This window comes from Streptomyces polyasparticus, from assembly GCF_014493765.1.
In the GTDB taxonomy this organism is placed as follows: domain Bacteria; phylum Actinomycetota; class Actinomycetes; order Streptomycetales; family Streptomycetaceae; genus Streptomyces; species Streptomyces polyasparticus.
In genome coordinates this window covers 87,735-109,376 of record NZ_JACTVJ010000017.1, presented here as the reverse complement: position 1 = coordinate 109,376, position 21,642 = coordinate 87,735, and the positions used below count along the sequence as shown (strand labels likewise).

Sequence of the window (21,642 nt, the reverse complement as noted above, 5' to 3'; positions counted from 1 at the left end):
CATCCGACGCGCCACCGACGCGCATCCGGTAGCAATCGGCCGGACCTACACCTGGTCGAACCCCGCCGCGTCCAGCAGAAAGGCCGTCATCGGCTCGTAGAACCGCGGATCAAGTACGTGGTCGTCGAGCGGGACCGTCACCTGGACGATGCCCTCGGCCTCGCCGAGGAACAGCGCCGGGTCGTTGCAGTCCGCGTACCCCACCGAGTCGATCCCGCGCTGCCCGGCCCGCCCCGCCCAGCCGTGGTCGGCGACCACGAGGTCGGGCAGCGGGCTGCCCTCGGCCTCCAGGGCGTCGAGGATCGCGTTCATCGGCTCGGGGGAGTGGGTGTGCCACAGGCTGGCGCCCCGCTCGAAGACGGCGACATCGGCGAACTGGAAGACATAGCCCTCGTCCGCGACGAGCCCGCCGGGGATACGGACGATCTCGCAGCCCGCACGGCGCATGGCGTCCGCGGTGGCCCGGTGCACATCGAGCAGCGCGCCGGGGTGGCCGGTCGCGAACAGCACGCGCTCACCCGCATCGGCGGCCTTGCGAAGCCGTGCGGCCATCCGCTCCAGACCCGCGACGGTCAGATCGGGGTCGATGGTGTCCTGCCCGAACCGGTGCTCGGGGTCGTCGATCACGCCGCAGCGCTCGGCCATCACGGCGAGCACGTCCTGCTCGTCGGTCCAGCGGTCGCCGAGATCGATCCCCAGCCAGTAGTGGCGGTCGCCGTTGGAGAGCTTGCGGTAGTGGCTGAGGTTGTTCTCGCGGGGTGTGGCGACATCACCGGCGATACGCGTACGGACGAGATGGTCGACGAGGGCTTCGCGGCTGGGTATCGGCATGCGCTCATTGTGCCTTCAGGGGGCGGCAGGCGGCTGGGCGTCCCGGTCGGTGGACGGCACATGAGTCCTTCAATGCCCCTGCCGCAACGCGAACCACAGCTCCATACGGACATCCGGATCGTCCAAGTCCGTGTCCAGGAGGGCGGCACAGCGGGCCACGCGCTGGCGGACCGTGTTGCGGTGGACGCCCTGGGCTGTGGCCGTACGGTCCCAACTGCCGTGCAGCGAGAGCCACGTGCGGAGGGTTTCGGCGAGGACATCGCCGTTCGGAGCCCGGTGCAGCGGGGCGAGGAGCGCGCGGGCGTGGGCCGCGGCCTCGGCGGGCGGGACGAGCTCGCCGAGCCCCGCATGGGCCCCATGCCGTACGAAGGGAGAGCGCGTCGCTTCCGCACGGCCCAGTGCCCGCATCGCCTGGACATCCGATACGGCCAGTTCGGCAGGGTCGACGGGCGCGCCCGCGCCCAGCGTCCAGCCCGGCACCGCGGCCGGCGCGACGCCCGCGGTGAGCACCACCCGCACCCCGTCACGGTCACCGTCGAAGAGCGCGCTGCCCAGCGCCGCCGCCAACGCGCCCGGGTCCCCCGCGGTTTCGGTGGGCCGTCCCCGTACGACCGTCCATGGACCAGGACCGAGCAGCGGGGTCACGTCCCCGGCCCGCTCGCCGAGCAGAAGCCGGACGAGCGCGGCGCTGCGCCGGGCCTGGGCGGCGCCCTGGTGTTCCGCGGTGAGCAGGGAGAGCAGGACGGCCGCGGCGCCCGCGATCGTGTGGTCGCCCGGCTTACGCGCCGAGGTGACGACGCCGAGCGCGAGGCCCGGCGCTCCGGCGAGGGCGTATGCGGCGAGATGGGCGGGTGCTTCGGGTGGGGTGTGTGCGCGGGGCGGGGCGTGCGTGTGGAGTGGCGCTTGCAGAGTGCGGGCGCAGTCCGTGCCGAGGCGGTCGTCCGCCGGGACCGTGGCGGTACCGAGGCGCTCGCTCGCCGGGACGGTCTCCGGACCGAGGCGCTCGCTCGCCGGGACCGTGCCCATACCGAAGCGCTCGCTCGCCGAGACCGTGTCCGTGGCCGACGCGGGGCGGGACGCGCCGGGCCCGACCACCTGCGCGAGCCGGTCGAGGGCCGCGCGTACGGGCGGCTCGGGCGACGTGCCCGCCGAGTGTTCCGGGGACGAGCCGAGCAGCACCGCGTATCCGCCCAGGCGGCGGGCGAGTTGGCGCAGTACGGAGGGGACGGGGTCGGGGCGGGCGGCCGCGGCGGCGAGGGCCTGCTGGGCCTCGGCGACCCGGCGCAGTTCGGCGTGCCGGGCCTGCGCCATCAGCTGCCAGACGGCCCGCGCGACCGTCGTGAACGGGGTCTTCGGCGCGACTTCGAGCAGCGGAAGCCCGTAGCGGTCGCAGGCCTCGATCAGCGGCCGCGGCACCCGGTCGTGCACCGGTGCGATCCCGAACCCGAGCGCCGCCCCGCCGGCCTGCACGATCCGGGCGGCGTACCGGTCGTAGTGCGCGGCGTCGGACGGGTCCGTGCAGTGCACGCCGGCGGAGAGCAGCAGCTCGCCGCCGAGGAGGTACGGGTAGGGGTCGGCCATCTCGCTGGTGTGGACCCAGTGGACGGCGGTGTCGGTGTCCAGGGGGCCCGCGACCTGGCGCAGCGCGAGGTCGGGGTGGGCGAGGAGGGCGGCGAGGGAGATGGGAGGGGTGGGGGGTGCCGTCGGCGGGGAGGTGTCCGGCATGGTGGGCGAACCTTCCATCGACGGGCTCGTGAATGGATGAAACGTACACTTCACGGCCTTGCGCGGGCCACCTAGTGTCAACCCACGAACCCGCCCCCAGGCGCATCGGAGGATGGCACCCCATGGCTGTCGATTACGCGGTGATCGTCGTCTATCTCGCCGGCATGCTCGCCATGGGCTGGTGGGGGATGCGCAGGGCCCGCAACAAGAGCGAGTTCCTGGTGGCCGGTCGGCGCCTGGGGCCCTGGATGTACTCCGGGACCATGGCCGCGATCGTCCTCGGCGGCGCCTCGACCATCGGCGGCGTGGGGCTCGGCTACCAGTACGGCCTGTCGGGCGCCTGGATGGTGTTCACCATCGGCCTCGGCCTCCTGGCGCTGAGCGTCTTCTTCTCGGCGCGGATCGCGCGTCTGAAGGTCTACACCGTCTCGGAGATGCTCGACCTGCGGTACGGAGGCCGCGCCGGCATCATCTCGGGCCTCGTGATGTGGGCGTACACCCTGATGCTCGCGGTCACCTCGACGATCGCGTACGCCACGATCTTCGACGTCCTCTTCGACCTGAACCGCACGATGTCGATCATCCTCGGCGGCTCCATCGTCGTCGCGTACTCAACGCTCGGCGGCATGTGGTCGATCACGCTCACCGACATGGTGCAGTTCGTGGTCAAGACGATCGGTGTGCTGCTTCTGCTCCTGCCGATCGCCGTCGTCAAGGCGGGCGGTTTCGGCGAGATGAGGGACTCCCTGCCGACCTCGTACTTCGACCCGCTGGGCATCGGCGGCGAGGCGATCTTCACGTACGTCCTGATCTACACGTTCGGCATGCTGATCGGGCAGGACATCTGGCAGCGGGTGTTCACCGCACGCAGCGACACGACGGCCAAGTGGGGCGGGACGGTGGCCGGCACGTACTGCCTCGCGTACGCCCTGGCCGGCGCCGTGATCGGCACCGCGGCCAAGGTGCTCTTCCCGGGACTCGGCTCGTCCGACGACGCCTTCGCGACGATCGTGAAGGAAGAACTGCCGGTCGGCGTCCGGGGATTGGTGCTCGCCGCCGCCCTCGCCGCGGTGATGTCCACCTCCTCCGGAGCGCTGATCGCCTCCGCGACCGTGGCGAACAACGACATCTGGGCGCGGATACGCGGCGTGGCCGGGGCCGGCGGCCGCGCCGAGGGCAGCGATCACGACGAGGTCAGGGGCAACCGGATCTTCATCCTGATCATGGGCGTCGCGGTCATCGTGATCGCGATCCAGCTCGACTCGGTCCTGGAGGGACTGACCGTCGCCTACGACCTGCTGGTCGGCGGGCTGCTCGTGCCCATCCTCGGCGGTCTGCTGTGGAAGCGCGGCACGGTGTACGGGGCGCTGGCGGCGGTCGGTACCGGGGGTGTGACCGTGATCTTCCTGATGTGGAAGTACGGGATCCTCGCGAACGAGCCGGTCTACTACGGGCTCCTGGCCTCGCTTGCCGCCTACGTCGTCGTCTCCCTCGCCACCAGGCCCACCGACGAGGCCGTGCTCGCGAACTGGCGGGAGCGGCTGGCGGGGCGGGGCGCGGCCGAGGAGTCCGCCGAGCCTGCGCAGGCCACCGTGTAGCCCTGGCCGGTGCAGGCCAGGGTGCGGCCCTCCGAGGGTGACGGAGTTTTCCACAGCCCGTCGGTTGTCCACAGCCCGAAACTCGCGCGGGCGACCTGAGCGACACTTGATCCCGCGAGACCCGCACCACCGGCACCACCCGCAATCCCGCTGGACCTGTACCACCCGCAATCCCGCTGGACCTGTACCACCCGCAATCCCGCGAGACCCGTACCACCCGCACCACCTGAAGGAGCTCGACGATGAGCAGCAGCGACACCACCGGCACCCCGTCCGCCTCCCCGCGCGGACCCGTGGATTCCTCCCGTATTCCGCGGTACGCGGGTCCGGCGACGTTCGCTCGCCTGCCGCGCCTCGACGAGGTCGGCACCACCGACGTCGCCGTCGTCGGTGTGCCCTTCGACAGCGGGGTCTCCTACCGTCCGGGCGCCCGGTTCGGCGGCAATGCCATCCGTGAGGCCTCCCGGCTGCTCCGCCCCTACAACCCCGCGCAGGACGCGTCCCCCTTCGCGCTCGCGCAGGTCGCGGACGCGGGTGACATAGCGGCGAACCCGTTCAACATCAACGAGGCGGTGGAGACCGTCGAGGCCGCCGCCGACGAGCTGCTCGGCACGGGCGCCCGTCTGATGACCCTCGGCGGCGACCACACCATCGCGCTGCCCCTGCTCAGGAGCGTCGCCAAGAAGCACGGCCCGGTCGCGCTGCTTCACTTCGACGCGCACCTGGACACGTGGGACACGTACTTCGGCGCGGAGTACACGCACGGCACGCCGTTCCGGCGCGCGGTCGAGGAGGGCATCCTCGACACGGAGGCGCTGTCGCACGTCGGTATCCGCGGCCCGCTGTACGGCAAGCAGGACCTGACCGACGACGAGAAGATGGGCTTCGGCATCGTCACCTCCGCCGATGTCTACCGGCGCGGTGCGGACGAGGTCGCGGACCAGCTGCGCCAGCGCATCGGCGACCGCCCGCTGTACATCTCCATCGACATCGACTGCCTGGACCCGGCGCACGCGCCCGGCACGGGCACGCCCGAGGCGGGCGGCATGACCTCGCGTGAACTCCTGGAGATCCTGCGCGGTCTGTCCTCCTGCAACCTGGTCTCGGCGGATGTCGTCGAGGTCGCGCCCGCGTACGACCACGCGGAGATCACCGCGGTGGCGGCCTCGCACACGGCGTACGAGCTGACGACGATCATGAGCCGGCAGATCGCCGAGGCCCGGGGCACCAAGTGACCCACGACCACGACATCGAGCTGCGGCCCACACCGGCCCAGATCGCGGCGGCGCTCGACCCGCCCGCCGGGCGCACCGGCGGGGATCTGGTCATCGAGACCCTGCAGGGGCTGGGCGCGACCACGGTCTTCGGGCTGCCGGGCCAGCACGCGCTCGGCATGTTCGACGCCCTGCGCCGCTCCGACCTGCGCTATGTGGGCCTGCGGGTGGAGAACAACGCGGGCTTCGCGGCCGACGCCTACGGCCGGGTCACGGGCGAGGCGGCCCCGCTGCTCCTGTCCACCGGCCCCGGCGCGCTGACCTCGCTCGCCGCGCTCCAGGAGGCGGTCGCGGCCTCCGCGCCCGTCCTCGCGATCTCCAGCCAGATCCCGACGGCCGGCCTCGGCGGCGGACGCCATGGCTATCTGCACGAACTGCGGGACCAGCAGGCCTCGTTCCGCGACATCGTGAAGTCCGTGCACACGGTCCGTACGCAGTCGCAGATCCCCTCGGCGATCGCGGCGGCCTGGGAGTCGGCCCTCACCGCGCCGCACGGCCCGGTGTGGGTGGAGATCCCGCAGGACGTGCTGACCGCGGAGACCCTGCTGCCGCAGGTCACACCGGTCGACGCCTTCCCGCACGACCTGCTGCCCCGCCCCGAACTGACCGCGGTCGCCGCCGATCTGCTCGCCAAGGCCGTCAGGCCCGCGATCATCGCGGGCGGCGGCGTGGTCCGCTCGGACGCCTCGGGCAAGCTGCGCGCGCTCGCCGAGCAGCTGAACGCGCCGGTCGTCACGACCTTCGGCGGCAAGGGCGCCTTCCCCTGGGAGCACCCGCTCTCCCTCCAGTCCTGGCTGGAGGACCGCCATACGACCGACTTCCTGGAGGACGCGGACGTCCTGCTCGTCGTCGGCTCGGGCCTGGGCGAGCTCTCCTCGAACTACCACACGTTCAAGCCCCGCGGCCGAGTGATCCAGATCGAGGCGGACGCGGGCAAGCTGGAGTCCAACCTCCCCGCGCTCGGCATCCACGCGGACGCCCGGATCGCGCTGACGGCCCTGCTCGAAACCCTCGACGGACCGCGCGAGGACGCCACGGCGGCCGACCGGGTACGGGAGGTGCTCGGCCGGGTCCGCGAGCGGATCGACGCGCAGGGCCTGGACGCGGAGCAGCGGCTGCTCGCCTCGATCCGTGCGGCGCTGCCAGACGCCTCGCCCAGCTTCTGGGACATGACGATCCTGGCGTACTGGGCCTGGTCCGCCTTCGACGCCCGCCGTCCCAACACGATGCACTCGGCCCAGGGCGCCGGCGGTCTCGGCTACGCCTACCCGGCGGCCCTCGGCGCGGCGGCGGCCGACCCCACCCGGCCCGTCCTCGCGGTCTCCGGCGACGGCGGCGCGATGTACTCGATCGCCGAGCTGGCCACGGCCAGGCAGTACGGCCTGCCCGTGACCTGGCTGATCATCGACGACGGCGGCTACGGCATCCTGCGCGAGTACATGACGGACGCCTTCGGCGAGGCCACGGGTACGGAGCTTGCGCGGCCCGACTTCGTGGCCCTCGCGGAGTCCTTCGGTGTTCCGGCGGTGCGGGCATCGGCGGGCACCCTGGAGGAGGACCTGGCGAAGGCGCTCGCCGAGCCCGGGCCCTCGGTCGTGGTGCTGCCGGCGGTGGTGCGGCTGTTCGCGGCCACGCACCTGGACTGAGGTACGCACCTGGGATGAATCCGGCCCACCCCCGTGTTGACCATTCCGGCAGGAGCGGACCAACGGGAGGCAGCACGTGTCAGAGGCGGCGACGCAGGGGTGGGCCCGGAGACTGACCGGGTACGCATGGCGCTACCCCAAGGACGTCATCCTCGCCCTCGGCTCCAGCCTCGGCGGCATGGCCGTCATGGCGGTCGTCCCGCTGATCACCAAGGTCGTCATCGACGACGTCATCGACACCCATGAGCGCTCGCTCGGGACCTGGACCGGTCTGCTGATAGCGGCCGCCCTGGTCGTCTACGTCCTCACGTACATCCGCCGCTACTACGGCGGCCGGCTCGCGCTCGACGTGCAGCACGATCTGCGCACCGACATGTACGGGGCGATCACGAGGCTCGACGGACGCAGGCAGGACGAGCTCTCCACCGGACAGGTCGTCGGCCGCGCCACCAGCGACCTCCAGCTGATCCAGGGCCTGCTCTTCATGCTGCCGATGACCATCGGCAACATCCTGCTCTTCCTGATCTCCCTCGGGATCATGGCCTGGCTCTCGCTGCCGCTCACCCTGGTCGCGCTCGCCGTCGCCCCCGCCCTCTGGTTCATCGCCAAGCGCAGCAAGACGCGTCTGCACCCGGCCACCTGGTACGCCCAGGCGCAGGCCGCCGCCGTCGCGGGCGTGGTCGACGGAGCCGTCTCCGGCGTACGCGTCGTCAAGGGCTTCGGCCAGGAGGACCAGGAGACCGGCAAGCTCAGGGAGGTCGGCCGCCGTCTGTTCGCGGGCCGCCTGCGCACCATCAAGCTGAACTCCCGCTACACCCCGGCCCTCCAGTCCGTCCCGGCTCTCGGCCAGGTCGCGATGCTCGCCCTCGGCGGCTGGCTCGCGGTCCGCGGTGAGATCACGCTCGGCACGTTCGTCGCGTTCTCGACCTACCTCGCCCAGCTCGTCGGTCCGGTCCGCATGCTCGCCATGGTCCTGACCGTCGGGCAGCAGGCCCGCGCCGGCGTGGAGCGCGTGCTCGAACTGATCGACACGAAGCCGGTCATCGACGACGGCACCAAGACGCTGCCCGCCGACGCGCCCGCCACGGTCGAGTTCGACGACGTCTCCTTCGCGTACGAGGACGGCCGTCCGGTCCTGAAGAACTTCTCGCTCACCATCGAGCCCGGCGAGACCGTCGCCGTCGTCGGCTCCTCCGGCAGCGGCAAGTCCACCGTCTCGCTGCTGCTTCCCCGCTACTACGACGTCACCCACGGCGCCGTCCTCGTCGGCGGCCACGACGTACGCGAGCTCACCCTCGAATCCCTCCGGGCCGCGATCGGCCTGGTGCCCGAGGACTCCTTCCTCTTCTCGGACACGGTCCGCGCCAACATCGCGTACGGCGCCCCGGACGCCACCCAGGAGCAGATCGAGGCCGCCGCCCGCGCCGCGCAGGCCGACCGTTTCATCGACGAACTGCCCGAGGGGTACGACACCAAGGTCGGCGAGCACGGCCTCACCCTCTCCGGCGGCCAGCGCCAGCGCCTCGCGCTGGCCCGCGCGATCCTCACCGACCCCCGTCTGCTCGTTCTCGACGACGCCACCTCCGCCGTGGACGCCCGCGTCGAGCACGAGATCCACGAGGCCCTCGCGCAGGTGATGGCCGGCCGCACCACCCTGCTCATCGCCCACCGCCGCTCCACCCTCGGGCTCGCCGACCGGATCGCCGTGCTCGACGAGGGCAGGCTCGCCGACATCGGCACCCACGAGGAGCTGGAGCGGCGCTCGGCCCTCTACCGCCGGCTGCTCACCGACCCGGACGAGCTGGGTTCCGTATCGCCCGGGCACCTGCTGCAGAAAGCACCCGCGCAGGACGATCAGTCCGTACGAGCGGAGCTGGACGCCGAGTTCGACGCCGAGCGCGGGATCACCCCGCAGCTGTGGGCGGGCGACCGCACCCCGAAGGACACCGCGCTCAGCGACACCCCCTCCACACCCGAGCTGCTCGCCCAGGTCGACGCCCTGCCCCCGGCCGACGACACCCCCGGTATCGACGAGGCCAAGGCGGTCGCGCCCGAGAAGTCGTACGGCCTGCGCCGCCTCCTCAAGGGCTTCGGGAAGCCGCTGCTCGTGGCCCTCACCCTCGTCGCGGTCGACGCCGGCATGGGTCTGCTGCTCCCGGTCCTCATCCGGCACGGCATCGACGAGGGCGTCAACCAGGCCGCGCTCGGCGCCGTCTGGGCAGCCGCGGGTCTCGCGTTGCTCGCCGTGCTCGTGCAGTGGGCCGCGCAGACCGGGGAGATCCGCAAGACGGGCCGCACCGGTGAACGGGTCCTGTACTCACTGCGGCTGAAGATCTTCGCCCAGCTCCAGCGCCTCGGCCTCGACTACTACGAGCGCGAGCTGACCGGCCGCATCATGACCCGGATGACCACGGACGTGGACGCCCTGTCCACGTTCCTGCAGACCGGACTCGTCACGGCCTTCGTCTCCGTCGTCACCTTCTTCGGCATCATGGTCGCGCTCCTCGTGATCGACCTCCAGCTCGCCCTGGTGGTCTTCGCGACCCTGCCGGTCCTGGTGGTCGGCACGTACTTCTTCCGCAAGTCCAGCGTGAAGGCGTACGAACTCGCCCGCGAGCGCGTCTCCGTGGTCAACGCCGACCTGCAGGAGTCCGTCTCCGGCCTCCGTATCGTGCAGGCCTTCCGCCGCGAGCGCTCCGGTGCGCAGCGGTTCGCCGAGCGCAGCGACAGCTACCGCCAGGCCCGTATCAAGGGCCAGTGGCTGATCTCGGTCTACTTCCCGTTCGTGCAGTTCCTGTCCTCCGTCGCCGCCGCGGCCGTCCTGATCGTGGGCGCGCACCGCGTCGACGCGGGCACGCTCACCACCGGCGCCCTGGTCGCGTATCTGCTCTACATCGACCTGTTCTTCGCCCCCGTGCAGCAGCTCTCGCAGGTCTTCGACGGCTACCAGCAGGCGACCGTCTCGCTCGGCCGGATCCAGGAGCTGCTGCAGGAGCCGACCTCGACCAAGGCGGCCGACGAACCGCGCGAGGTCCTCTCGCTGCGCGGCGAGATCGCCTTCGAGGGCGTCCAGTTCGCTTACGGCGACGGCGAGGACGCACTGCACCAGGTGGACCTGACGATCCCCGCCGGCCAGACGGTCGCGTTCGTCGGCGAGACCGGCGCGGGCAAGTCCACGCTGGTCAAGCTGGTCGCGCGGTTCTACGACCCGACCGGCGGCCGGGTCACCGTGGACGGCAGCGATCTGCGGGACCTCGACCTCACCTCGTACCGCCACCGCCTCGGTGTCGTACCGCAGGAGGCCTATCTGTTCGCCGGGACCGTGCGCGATGCCATCGCGTACGGACGCCCGGACGCGACCGACGCCCAGGTCGAGGCGGCGGCCCGCGCGGTCGGCGCGCACGACATGATCGCGACGCTCGACGGCGGCTATCTGCACGAGGTCAGCGAGCGCGGCCGCAATCTCTCGGCGGGCCAGCGCCAGCTGATCGCGCTCGCCCGGGCCGAACTGGTCGACCCGGACGTCCTGTTGCTCGACGAGGCCACCGCCGCGCTCGATCTCGCGACCGAGGCGCAGGTCAACCAGGCCGCCGACCGGCTCGGCGCGCGCCGCACCACACTCGTGGTCGCGCACCGCCTCAGCACGGCGGCCCGCGCGGACCGGGTGGTCGTGATGGACCACGGCCGGGTCGCCGAGGACGGCACGCACGACGAACTGCTCGCCCTGGACGGCAAGTACGCGCGGCTGTGGCGCACGTTCATCGGGGAGGCCGAGGCCGAGGACGCGGCGGTCAGTACTTCTCGGTGATCTCCGAGATCTTCCCGCTCTCCAGCTCCGTGGTCACCTTCAGGTAGGTGTACCTGCGGTCCTTGCCCTCGCCCCAGGTCAGCCGGACCGTGGACCAGGTGGATCCCATCCCGCTGCCCTCGGGGGTCACCCGCCAGGCGGTGGGGGAGTTCTGCGCCCGCAGCACCCCGTCCGCCTCGTTGCGCCGCTCCCAGTCGGCGAGGCGCTTCTGGGCGGCGGGGGTCAGGTAGAAGGCGCGCAGCGCGGTGGCCGCCGCGTTGGAGCCCGGGTCGCTGGCCACGTCGACATACGCGGCGTAGAAGTGCGCGACACGGGCGTACGGGGTCTCGGGATCACCGCTCAGGACGGGGGCGGGCGGGGGCTCCTGGTCCGGGGCGGGTGCCGGCGCCTGGTCGGGGCCCCGCACCGCTGTGGTCGCGGCCCGTGGTGCCGCCTCGCTGGGCGCGTAGTCCATTGACGACGCCGGCACCGCGAGGAGACCGGCGAGCGTGCCGGCCACGAGCAGCGCCCGGCCGGGCCTGCGTGCGGAGAGAGTACGCGTGTGGGTCATGGCTTCGCCTTTCGCGTCGGTCACAAGAGTGCCCCGAACCCGCCATATCCCTCACAGGACCACACGCTTTCGGCCAGTTCCGGAACCACCCGGCGTCCGTCCGGCGTCCGTACCTTCGTACGCTTCAGGGATGGGAGGGACGCACGTGACGCATGGGGCGATCCGCAAGGCGCGCGCCGGCTTCGTGCTGCTCTCTGTCGCGCTGCTGCTCCTGCTGGTCGGCCCGCTGACCGGGGACGCGCAGGCCGCGACCCGCTGTGCGGGGCGCAAGGTCGACACCCTGACGTTCTCGACCGGATCCGTGCACGTGTACCGCAGCGGCGGGTTCCTGTGCGCCATGACGTACGCCAAGCACCCGGGCACCACCCGCAGCATGTCCGTCAGCATCCAGGCGCGCGGCAGCCGGGCCGTGGTGAAGTCCGGCCGAGCCAAGAAGTCCATGGGCCCCGTGCGCACGCTCGCCGGCAGCCGCAAGGTGTGGATCAAGGGCTCGGTGGGCGGCGGCAAGGTCAGCGAGGGCTGGATCCGCTATCCGCGGTGACGCCGGGTGGACCGGGTGGACCGCGTGAAGGGCCTCCAGCGGAACCGCGTGATTCCCGCAAAACCATCACTTCGAGCAGGGAACTCCCCCTGGTGCGGGACAAGTTGCTGCACTAGGTTCCGGTGCTATCTGTGACCACAGGGGGAGGTACCAGCATGCGGAAAGCGCTCAGACGGCTGCTCACGCTCATGGTCCTGATAGCCACCATGGCGGCGGGTACAGCCACGGCGACCGCCGCCGCCGGACCGCAGACGGCCGACATCCTGGACCGTCTGCTCGCGATCAAGGGCATGAGCCTGATCCAGGAGAAGCCCTACGCCGGCTATCGCTATTTCGTTCTCAACTACACCCAGCCCGTGGACCACCGCGATCCGTCCAAGGGCACGTTCCAGCAGCGGATGACCCTGCTGCACAAGGACACCGCGCGTCCGACGGTGTTCCACACCTCGGGCTACGGGGTCTCCACCAACCCCGGCCGCAGCGAGCCGACCCGCATCATCGACGGCAACCAGGTCTCCATGGAGTACCGCTTCTTCACGCCGTCCCGGCCGCAGCCCGCCGACTGGACCAAGCTGGACATCTGGCAGGCCGCCAGCGACCAGCACCGCATCTTCCAGGCGCTCGACGGCCTCTACCCGGGCCGCTGGCTCGCCACCGGCGGGTCCAAGGGCGGCATGACCGCCACGTACTACGAGCGCTTCTACCCCAAGGACATGGACGGTGTCGTCGCCTATGTGGCGCCCAACGACGTCGTCAACGACGAGGACTCCGCGTACGACCGCTTCCTGTCGAAGGTCGGCACCCAGGAGTGCCGCGACAAGCTGAACAACATCCAGCGCGAGGCGCTCATCCGGCGCGGCCCGCTGGAGGAGAAGTACGCCGCGTACGCGAAGGAGAACAACTTCACCTTCAACACGGTCGGTTCGCTCGACAAGGCGTACGAGGCCGTCGTCCTCGACTTCACGTGGGCGTTCTGGCAGTACAGCCTGCTCTCCGACTGCGCCGCGATCCCCGTCGCCAAGTCCGCGACGAACGAGGAGATCTGGAACACGGTCGACGCGATCTCCGGCTTCTCCTTCTACACCGACCAGGGGCTCTCGCCGTACACGCCGTACTACTACCAGGCGGGCACCGAGCTCGGCTCACCGGACATCGAGCAGCCGCATCTGGGCGGCCTTTCGCGGTACGGCTACCAGCCGCCGCGGAACTTCGTGCCGCGGGAGATCGAGATGAAGTTCAAGCCCTGGGTCATGCGGGACGTGGACAGCTGGGTGCGCAAGAACGCCACGCGCATGATGTACGTCTACGGCGAGAACGACCCGTGGGGCGCCGAGCGCTTCCGCCCGGGCAAGGGCACGCACGACAGCCATGTGTTCACCGCGCCGGGCGCCAACCACGGCGCCAACGTGGCGGGTCTGAAGGCCGATGACAAGGCGCTCGCGACCGCGCGCATCCTGGAGTGGGCCAATGTGGCCCCGGCTTCGGTGCAGGCCGATCCGGGCACGGCGAAGGCGCTCACCGCGTACGACGCACGGCTCGACGGGCAGGACGGACCGCGCACGCTGCGGCCGTAACAGCTGAGAACGCCGGAAGATTGCGCCCGTCGCCTGGTCCAGGCGGCGGGCGCAATGGTGTCCGGGTCCCGGTCCTGGGCCCCGGGGCCCAGGTCAGGCCGGCACCGCGCACCCGACCGGCTTGCTGCCGCCCAACTGCACATACAGTTCGGTGCTCTTCGGGCACTTGTCGCGGTTCTGGACCGCCGAGCGCACCTTGAACTCGGGCTTGTTCTCGCCCGACCCGTCGCACGCCGTCTCGCGGACCTCGCCCTTGCCCGCCGTGTAGACGCAGTCGCCGACGATGGTGCGCGGGCCGCCGCCTCCGCCCGGGTCGCCCGGGTGCGGGGACTCCAGATTGCGCATGCAGGCATAGCCCTTGGGCACGGCGCCGTCGCCGTCCTCGTCGTACGCGGGCCGTGACTCGCTGATGTGCAGGACGAAGTCCGTGTACGCGGGGCAGGCCGGGCCCTCCGACTGCCTGCCGTCATAGCGCGCGATCACCTGGGCCTGTGCCTTCTCGCTGGTGCAGGGCACCTCGGTCGACCCTCTGCCGCGCGAGGCGCACTCGTCGACACCGAGGAAGACCAGGCCGTAGCCGGATGGAGACTTGGACGCGGATGTGTCGTTGAGACTGCCGCTCGCGCCGGGCGACTTCTGACACCCCATCAGTGCCAGGACCCCCACAAGTACCGGCGCACACATCACCCGCGCGAATCGTGCTCTGCGCATGCTGAACCCCCCGAGACGTCCTCCCAGCGTGAGGGCAGGGGCGGGGCGCACGCCAGATGTGCAGGGTGCTTTGGGTCAGTTGGGGGTCGCGCGCCGGGTGTGCGGCGTACGCCGGGTACGCCGCACATCAGGTGTCCGGCTAGTACGACAGTCCGTAACCGATCGGATACAGCGTGGTGGTGGGATCGTCGGCCCGCTGGACCGGTACGGGCAGCCGGCCCTGGGGTTCCGCCTTCCCGGCGATCACCCGCGCCGCGGCGCGCAGTTCGGTGTCCGTCCAGGAGTACGCGGCGAGCACGGCCTTCGCCTCGGGCAGCCGTGCCACGTCGTACGGGCGGTTGACCGCGATCGTCACCACGGGGACGCCGGTCGCGGCGAGCCGGCCGACGAGGGTGCGCTGGGAGCTGGTCGCCGAGACGTTGTACGTGAGCACGGCGACCACGTCCTTGCCCGCGGCCGCCGCCACCGCCTCCTCGATCTTCGCGGCGGTGGGTGCGGTCCCGGTGGACAGTGCCGTCGCCGTGAAGCCCAGCTCGGTCAGCGCCTTGCCGAAGACAGTGGTCGGCGGCCCCGTCGTACCGGAAGGGGAGGCCGGATCGGCGCCCAGGACAAGGACGTTGGGGCTCGTCCTTGCGGACAGCGGAAGGAGTCCGCCGGTGTTCACGAGGAGCGTGGTGGTGTCGTCGGCGATCTGCTCGGCCGCGCGCAGATGCTCGGAGATGCCGACGGTGCGGTCCACGTCGCGATGGGTGGTGTACGGGTCGCGGAAGAGCCCGAGTCTCGCCTTGAGGCGCAGCACGCGCAGGATCGACTCGTCGAGCCGCTCCTCCGTCAGCTCCCCGCCGCGTACGGCATTGAACACCGCGTTCCAGGCGACCTCCAGCGAAGGCGGGTTGAGCAGCTGGTCGACGCCGGCCTTGAGGGCGAGCACGGGGACCCGGTCGTCGCCGTACTTGGTGCGGACCCCCGCCATGCCGAGGGAGTCGGTGACCACCACGCCGTCGTAGCCGAGCTGTTCGCGCAGGACGCCGGTGAGGATGGGGCGCGAGAGGGTGGCCGGGTCCTCGTTCGGGTCGAGGGCGGGGACCACGATGTGCGCGGTCATGATCGAGTCGATGCCGGCCCGCACCGCCGCCTCGAACGGCGGCAGATCGAGCCGCTCGAACTCCTCGCGGGTGTGGTGGATGTAGGGCAGCGCGTAGTGGCTGTCGTCCGTGGTGTCGCCGTGCCCGGGGAAGTGCTTGGCGGTGGCCGCGATCCCGGCGCCCTCGTACCCGTCGACCTGCGCGGTGACCATACGGGCGACCGCTGCGGGATCGGCGCCGAAGGACCGTACGCCGATGACGATGTTGCCGGGGTTCACGTTGACGTCCGCGACGGGGGCGTAGTTCTGCCGGATGCCGAGCGCGGCGAGCTCGCGGCCCGCGATCCGGGCGGCGCGGCGGGCGTCGGCGCGCGAACCGCTCGCGCCGAGGGCCATCGCGCCGGGCATCAGCGTGGCGGGCTTGCCCACGCGGCAGACGATGCCGTGTTCCTGGTCGGTGGATATCAACATCGGTACGGGGGTGGCCTGTTGGAGCGCCACCTTCTGTATCCCGTTCGACAGGTCGGCTATCTGGTGCGGTTCGCGGACGTTGTGCGCCCAGCCGAAGTAGATGATCCCGCCGACGTGGTACTTCGCTATCAGCTCGGCGGCGTCGCGGACGCCCAGCTGGGCGAGGTTGAGGTCGATGTCCGCCTGAGCGGGGTTCGTGGCCGTCTCCCCGTACACGCGGGAGACGAAGAGCTGGCCGACCTTCTCCTCCAGGGACATCCGGCCGATGATCCGGCGCAGTTCGCGGTCCCTGCTGTCGGCGGGCTGCGCGTCGGCGGCCTGTGCGGGGGAGGGGATGGTGCCGAGCGCGGCGGCCGCGGCGGCGGTCGCCGTGGCGGTGAGAAGCGTGCGTCTGGAGGTGTGGAGCGGGCGTTGCTGCACGAGCACTCCCAACTGTCCATGCGTCTCCGGGGGTTGGCCCCGGATCTCCTGGCATGTCCTGGCTGAAGGAAACTTCCAGGGATCACGGATAGTAGGAAAATTTCTGCCGGTCAAGATGGCGGACCGTGCGGGCGGAACCCGTCGTGGCCCCGGCCCGTCCTATCGCCAGCTGCCGGAGAGTCACCGCGGTGCGCTGTCGGCCTCGCTGCTGGCTGCGAACGCTGACCACCCTCTCCAACGCACGCGGCCGGCAGCATGCCGTCACCGGCGCGCCCCCCTCCGAATGCGCCGGTGACGGCCCCTCTTCCGGGCCTGCTGGGTGGTTCCTACGGGCCTTTGGGTGGGCCTTGTGGCCTTTGGGCGGGGCTTGGCGGGGCTTTCAGGCCGCCTCGTTGAGGAGCCGGCACAGGTGCTCGCGGCCCGCGGTCAGCAGGGTCGGCAGCTCGGCCGCGTGCGGATACCACCGCTTCTCGTACTCCCAGCACAGCCAGCCGTCCCACCCCGCCCGGCTGAGAACCTCCACGCATTCGGTGAGCGGCAGCACTCCCGCACCGAGCGCGAGTGGAGTGGTGTCTTCGGCGGAGGCGATGTCCTTCACCTGGACGTAGCCGAGATACGGGGAGAGCGCGGCGAACGACGTACTCGGCTGCTCCCCGCCCAGCCAGGTGTGCATCAGATCCCAGATCGCACCGACATTGCGGTGCCCGACGGTGCCGAGCACGCGGCTCACGGCGGTGGCCTCGCGATGCGAGTCATGGGTTTCGAGCAGGATGCGCACCCCGAGATCGGCGGCGGTCTCCGCGGCGGTGGCGAGCCGGCGCGCGGCGGTGGCGTCGGCCTCCTCGGCGCTCTGCTCGGTGCCGCCGCCCGGGAAGACCCTGACGAACGGAGCCCCGAGATCACGGGCCAGCTCCAGGAGCGCCCGTATCTCGGTGAGCACGGGGGTGTCGTCCCCGGGCTCGGCCACCTTCGCGTACCCGGCGAGCCCGAGGATCTCGACCCCCGAGGCCTTGAACTCGGCCACGGCATCGGCCCGTTCGGTGATTCCGAGCCCGGTGTGCACGGGTTCCTCGGGATGCACGCGGAGCTCGACGCCCTGATAGCCGTGGGTGGTGGCCAGCCAGAGGGTGTCGTGGAGGGGGAGGGCGGGGATGCCGAGGGTGGAGAAGGCGAATTTCATGGGTTCTGCTCCTTGCTGGCTGGCTGGCTGGCTGGCTTGTTGGCTGTGCGTCCGGCTGGCTGGCTGGCTTTCTGGCTCTGTGGGTGGTGGGGGCATTCCAGCGGGCCGGCCCACCCCGCCTCAAGGCCTCACACCGCCTCCTCGTGCAGCGACAACCTCCAGTCCTGCCCCACCAGATCGCGCCCGAACGACCGGTGCGCCCGCTCCGCGGTCAGCACGAACCCGTGCCGCTGATAGATCCGCCGGGCCGCATCCAGCACGTCGTTCGTCCACAGGACCACCTCCCGGTACCCCTGCTCCCGGGCGAAATCCACCACCGCGGAGACCAGCCGGTCGCCGATTCCGTGTCCGCGCGCATCCGGCTCCACGAGCAGCAGCCGCAGCCGCGCCGTCCCGGGCGCGTCATCGCGTACGCACATCACCGACCCGACCGGAATCCCGTCGAGATCCGCGATCCACACCCGCTCCAGATGCGGATCGTGGTCCTCGGCGAAGTCGGCCACGATGCGGGCCACGAGTCCCTCGTAATCCGCGTTCCATCCGTACTCCGCCGCGTACAGCGCCGCGTTGCGCATCACCATCCAGCCGAGGTCGCCGGGTCCCGGTTCGCGCAGCCGGACCTCGGCGGGCTTGGTGGGCCGGGCGTCGGACAGGACGGTCCGCACCGTGCGCATCGCCTCGGTCAGCCGCGGCCGTTCGGCGGCCGGCACCTTGCTGAGCAGCACGCCGACCGCCTCGCGCGAACGCTCCTCCTGCAGATCCGCCGCCTCACGCCCCCGCGGGGTGAGCGTGATCCGCTGGCGGCGCGGATCGCGCGGCGAGGGCCCGCGCTCGACCAGGCCGTCCTTCTCGAACTTGGTGAGCAGACGGCTCAAGTACCCGGCGTCGATGCCGAGTTCGGCCCGCAGATCCGCGGCCTCGGGTTCCTCGCGGTGGGCGAGCTCGTACAGGACGCGGGATTCCGTCAGCGTGTACGGGAGGTACAGGTGGCGGCTGTAATCGAGCGCGCCGATCAGGTTGGTGTAGAAGCGGTTGAAGGCCCGGATCTCGTGGATGAACTGCTGGGACTTGGGCTGGGGCATGGCGCACCTCGGTATCGCGAGAAATACCGTTGACTGAGTCAAAGGTAGCGTGGGGCTCCGGCCGGGGGAACCGGTCTGCGCGGGGCCGGCGTTCTGCGCCCCTGTAATGCGGTGGACAGCTGTCGGGCGGCGGGTGAGTATCGCCGCGATGACCCACATACCTGCTGCTGATCCTGAGCGCGTCCGCTCCGGTGTTCGCTTCGGCGTCCGTCCTGACGTCCGGCCCGACGGTTCCTCCGGTGTTCGCTCCGGTGTCCGTTCCGGTGTCCGTTCCGACGTCCGTTCCGACGTCCGTTCCGGTGTCCGTTCCGATGTCCGTTCCGACGTCGGTCTTGATGTCGGACCCCGCGTCCGGCACCGCATCCGTTTCGCCGAACTCAGCGTGAAGGCGCTGCGGGCGCTCGCCGACGGAGATCTCGCCGGCGCCCGCGCCGAGGCCGGGGTGGCTCTCGACCCCCACTTCGTCGGCGACCGGGCCCGGTCGATCTTCCGCTACCGCGCCGACCAGATCGACGCGGACCCGTCCGCCGCACCCTGGACGACGCGGGCGGTGGTGTCCGAGCCGGACGGGGTCGTCGTGGGAGACGCCGGGTTCCATGGGCCGCCGGACGAATCCGGGATGGTCGAGGTCGGCTACAGCGTGGTGCCCGAGCACCGGCGCAAGGGCTACGCCCGCGCCATGCTGGGCGCGCTGCTCGCACGGGCCGCCGCCGAGCCGGGTGTGAGGACCGTACGGGCCAGAGTCAGGGCCGACAACGCCGCCTCCTTGGCCACCCTCGGGGGCTTCGGCTTCACCCAGGTCGGCGAACAGGGCGACGAACGCGGCGGGTTGATGCTGGTCTTCGAGGTTCCGGCGGGTGCGGTGGACGGGGTGGATGGGGTGGCCGGGGTGGATGCGGCGGATGGGGTGGATGCGGTGGCCGGGGCCTGAACGGGGGCGGTGGGGCGGTCAGTTGCGGGCTCGGTGGGTCTGACCAGGGCCCGGTGGGTCTGGCCAGGGCCCGGTGGGTCTGACCAGGGCCCGGTGGGTCTGGCCAGGGGCCAGTGGGGCCGGTCAGGTGCGGGTCCGAGGGGGTCGGACCAGGGGCCGGTGGCTCGGTCGGGTGCGGTCGCGGGGGTCTGACCAGGGATCGGCGGGCCGGTCAGGTGCGGGCCCGAGGGGGCTGCCCTCGCCGCCCGCCCGCGGCCCTCTCGCCCCGCGTCCGGCTCACTTGCGCGGTGGCGCCGTGGACCCCCGTACCATCAACTCCCCTGCGATCACGGACATCTTGCCCGGCGGCTCCGGCTCGCGGCCCATCGCGATACGGCCGGCCCGCGCGCCCGCCTCGTGCAGGGGGAGGCGGACGGTGGTGAGCGCGGGGACGACGTCGACGCTGAACGGCAGATCGTCGAAGCCCGCCACCGACACATCCTCCGGGATCCGCAGCCCGGCCTCGCGCAGCGCGGCGCAGGCGCCGAGCGCCACGGTGTCGTTCGCGGTCACGATCGCGGTCAGGTCCGGCTCCCTGCGCAGGAGTTCACGCGTGGCCTCGTAGCCGGACCGCCGGTCGTACGGGCCGTGCACCGTCGCGCACTCGTCGACGCCCGCCTCCTTCAGGGCATCGCGGTGGCCTTCGAGGCGGTGCCGCGTGGTGGTGCGCTCCTCGGGGCCCGCGACATAGCCGATACGGCGGTGGCCGAGGCCGATGAGGTGCTCGGTGAGCCGCCGGCCGCCGCCCCGGTTGTCGAAGGCGAGGGCGATCGCGCCGGTGTCGGGCACGGGCGGGCGGCCGCACAGCACGATGCGCGTGCCCGCCTCGCCGAGCCGGCGCAGCTTTCCGGCCATCGCCTCGGCGTGCACGGGGTTCTCGACCGCGCCGCCGGTGATCACCACGGCGGCGGCGCGCTGGCGCTGGAGCAGGGTGAGGTAGGTGAGCTCGCGTTCGGAAGAGCCGCCGGTGTTGCAGACCACCGCGAGACGTTCGCCGCCGGCGCGTCCGCCGGGGCCGCCGATCTCGGACTGCACGGCGCCGGCCATGATCCCGAAGAACGGGTCGGCGATGTCGTTCACCAGGATCCCGACCAGGTCGGAGGTGGCGGCGGCGAGGGCGCTCGCGGGGCCGTTGAGCACGTAGTCGAGATCGTCGACGGCGCGCAGAACACGTTCGCGGGTGGCCGCGGCGACGGGGTAATTCCCGTTCAGGACACGGGAGACGGTCGCGGGGGAGACCTGGGCGCGGGCCGCCACATCCGCCAAAGTCACGGTCATCTGATCCTCCGGGGCACCGGGAGCTGGAGTGTTCTGTCGGGTCGCCGCTCGGTCACCGGCGCGGGTCCGGGCGCAGTCGTGGTCAGCGGGCTGCACCGTTGCAGTAAGTGATACCGCCTGGCCGCCGCCCGCGTGCACCCTTTCCAGCCACAAGCCGACTGCGACCCGGGCCCCATCGTCGCAGAGACCCCGAGGGGGGCGGCTGGGGGTGGGGCGGGGGCGGCTGGAGGGAGTCCGGGGGCGGGGGAGGCGGCTGGGGCGTCTGGGGTTGAGCGGGGGTGGGGGAATCGCTCGGGACGCTCGGGGTTGAGCGGGGGTGGGGGAGTCGCTCGGGACGCCCGGGGCGGCCGGGTTGCGGGGGACGGCCGGGGGTGCTGGGGATGCGGCGCGGTGCGCTGGGGCGGTCGGGGTCACGGGGGCGCTGCCCCCGGCCCCCCGCTGGTGGCTTCGCCCCCAGGCCCCCTCTGCTGGGGCTGCGGTTTCGTGTCCGGCTTTCTGACCGTCGCGGGGTGGGGGCTGCGGTTTCGTGTCCGGCTTTCTGACCGTCGCGGGGTGGGGGCTGCGGTTTCGTGTCCGGCTTTCTGACCGTCGCGGGGTGGGGACTGCGGTTTCGTGCCCGGGTTCCTGCCGGTGCGCTGTGCCGCCCCCTGTTTCGTCTTGGGTCGGTGCCGGGGTGGGGTACCTGGTTTTCGGGCAATGTGGGCCGGTACCGAGGGACTCGCGTGGTCGTCTCGGACCGCCCGAAAACCAGGCACCCCACCCCGTCCCCTCCGGCCGTCCCGCGACTGCCGCCCGGTGGGGCTTCCAGCCGGTCCGGCAATCCAGCCCCTGCGGCGCTTGAGCAGATCCGCACGAAGTGCGGATGCGGGGGTGCAGGGGGCGAAGTCCCGGCGGTCGCA

The 21,642-nt window shown here is 71.6% G+C and carries 15 protein-coding genes; 7 read left to right on the top strand and 8 right to left on the bottom strand.

Annotated features, from left to right (window positions below):
• Positions 1–45: 45 nt before the first annotated feature.
• Positions 46–831 (bottom strand): phosphatase, encoded by a 786-nt coding sequence (locus tag H9Y04_RS31075; RefSeq protein WP_187817432.1) that lies wholly within the window; start codon positions 829–831, stop codon positions 46–48.
• A gap of 69 nt (positions 832–900) precedes the next feature.
• Positions 901–2,556 carry a PucR family transcriptional regulator gene (locus tag H9Y04_RS31070; protein ID WP_187817431.1) on the bottom strand — a complete coding sequence of 552 codons (1,656 nt, stop codon included), beginning with the start codon at positions 2,554–2,556 and terminating at the stop codon, positions 901–903.
• 122 nt (positions 2,557–2,678) lie between these two features.
• On the opposite strand from H9Y04_RS31070, the gene H9Y04_RS31065 reads away from it, so the two are divergent.
• The 4 genes from H9Y04_RS31065 (at position 2,679) to H9Y04_RS31050 (ending at position 10,882) form a co-directional block, all read left to right on the top strand.
• Entirely contained in the window at positions 2,679–4,154 is a 1,476-nt protein-coding gene (locus H9Y04_RS31065) for a sodium:solute symporter family protein (protein WP_187817430.1), read from the top strand.
• A gap of 242 nt (positions 4,155–4,396) precedes the next feature.
• Positions 4,397–5,389, top strand: coding sequence for an agmatinase (gene speB, locus H9Y04_RS31060; RefSeq protein WP_187817429.1), 993 nt, complete (start codon positions 4,397–4,399; stop codon positions 5,387–5,389).
• Positions 5,386–7,074 (top strand): thiamine pyrophosphate-binding protein, encoded by a 1,689-nt coding sequence (locus H9Y04_RS31055; RefSeq protein WP_187817428.1) that lies wholly within the window; start codon positions 5,386–5,388, stop codon positions 7,072–7,074. The genes speB and H9Y04_RS31055 overlap by 4 nt, the downstream gene beginning before the upstream one ends.
• 76 nt (positions 7,075–7,150) lie before the next feature.
• On the top strand, positions 7,151–10,882 hold the full coding sequence (locus H9Y04_RS31050; protein ID WP_187817427.1) for an ABC transporter ATP-binding protein: 3,732 nt from the start codon (positions 7,151–7,153) through the stop codon (positions 10,880–10,882).
• Here H9Y04_RS31050 and H9Y04_RS31045 read toward each other — a convergent pair.
• A complete protein-coding gene (locus tag H9Y04_RS31045; RefSeq protein ID WP_187817426.1) occupies positions 10,866–11,432 on the bottom strand; it encodes a hypothetical protein in 567 nt (188 codons plus the stop codon). The genes H9Y04_RS31050 and H9Y04_RS31045 overlap by 17 nt on opposite strands.
• A 130-nt stretch (positions 11,433–11,562) precedes the next feature.
• Here H9Y04_RS31045 and H9Y04_RS31040 point away from each other — a divergent pair, with 130 nt between their 5' ends.
• Positions 11,563–11,973: a hypothetical protein gene (locus H9Y04_RS31040; RefSeq protein WP_214661802.1), complete on the top strand. Its 411-nt coding sequence runs from the start codon at positions 11,563–11,565 to the stop codon at positions 11,971–11,973.
• Between the two features lie 155 nt (positions 11,974–12,128).
• Positions 12,129–13,547 carry a S28 family serine protease gene (locus H9Y04_RS31035; RefSeq protein WP_187817425.1) on the top strand — a complete coding sequence of 473 codons (1,419 nt, stop codon included), beginning with the start codon at positions 12,129–12,131 and terminating at the stop codon, positions 13,545–13,547.
• Positions 13,548–13,640: 93 nt separating this feature from the next.
• On the opposite strand, the gene H9Y04_RS31030 is transcribed toward H9Y04_RS31035, so the two are convergent.
• From H9Y04_RS31030 to H9Y04_RS31015, 4 genes are all read right to left on the bottom strand, one after another.
• Positions 13,641–14,258 carry a hypothetical protein gene (locus H9Y04_RS31030; protein ID WP_187817424.1) on the bottom strand — a complete coding sequence of 206 codons (618 nt, stop codon included), beginning with the start codon at positions 14,256–14,258 and terminating at the stop codon, positions 13,641–13,643.
• A 139-nt stretch (positions 14,259–14,397) separates the two neighbouring features.
• Complete coding sequence (locus tag H9Y04_RS31025; protein WP_187817423.1) at positions 14,398–16,233, bottom strand: glycoside hydrolase family 3 protein; 1,836 nt, start codon at positions 16,231–16,233, stop codon at positions 14,398–14,400.
• Between the two features lie 379 nt (positions 16,234–16,612).
• A complete protein-coding gene (locus H9Y04_RS31020) occupies positions 16,613–17,413 on the bottom strand; it encodes a sugar phosphate isomerase/epimerase family protein (protein ID WP_187817422.1) in 801 nt (266 codons plus the stop codon).
• Positions 17,414–17,541: 128 nt separating this feature from the next.
• Positions 17,542–18,495, bottom strand: coding sequence for a bifunctional helix-turn-helix transcriptional regulator/GNAT family N-acetyltransferase (locus H9Y04_RS31015; RefSeq protein WP_187817421.1), 954 nt, complete (start codon positions 18,493–18,495; stop codon positions 17,542–17,544).
• 148 nt (positions 18,496–18,643) lie between these two features.
• Between H9Y04_RS31015 and H9Y04_RS31010 the strand changes: the two genes are divergently transcribed.
• On the top strand, positions 18,644–19,426 hold the full coding sequence (locus tag H9Y04_RS31010) for a GNAT family N-acetyltransferase (RefSeq protein WP_187817420.1): 783 nt from the start codon (positions 18,644–18,646) through the stop codon (positions 19,424–19,426).
• Positions 19,427–19,702: 276 nt separating this feature from the next.
• Here the strand turns inward: H9Y04_RS31010 and H9Y04_RS31005 are convergent, their stop codons facing one another.
• Positions 19,703–20,743 (bottom strand): LacI family DNA-binding transcriptional regulator, encoded by a 1,041-nt coding sequence (locus H9Y04_RS31005; RefSeq protein ID WP_187817419.1) that lies wholly within the window; start codon positions 20,741–20,743, stop codon positions 19,703–19,705.
• Positions 20,744–21,642: the final 899 nt, after the last annotated feature.